1 protein-coding gene is annotated in these 231 nt (G+C 86.6%); it reads right to left on the bottom strand.

Annotated elements, in window-relative coordinates; translation table 11 throughout:
* Nucleotides 1–231, bottom strand: a 231-nt coding sequence (locus AC0L2H_RS32610; RefSeq protein ID WP_473593694.1) for a hypothetical protein, incomplete at both ends; no start/stop codon positions are given.

Raw genomic sequence — 231 nt, 5'->3', positions numbered from 1 at the left:
CCGCTGGCTGCCCTCTCGCGCTCCGCGCCCTCCCTCCCCCCTCCTCCCCCCCCCCCTCCCCCCCCTCCCCCCCCCCCCCCCCCCCCCAACCTCCCCCCCCCCCCCCCCCCCTGCCCCCCCCCCCCCCCCCCCCCCCCCCCCCCCCCGGGGGGGGGGGCGCCCCCCCCCCCCCCCCCCCCCCAGGGGGGTGCCTCGCGCCTCGCTTTCCAATGACCTCCCGCTACCCTGCCA

This window comes from Mesorhizobium sp. WSM4871, from assembly GCF_055811295.1.
Note: the sequence above shows the minus strand (reverse complement) of the source record. Positions and strands in the feature narration are given on the sequence as shown.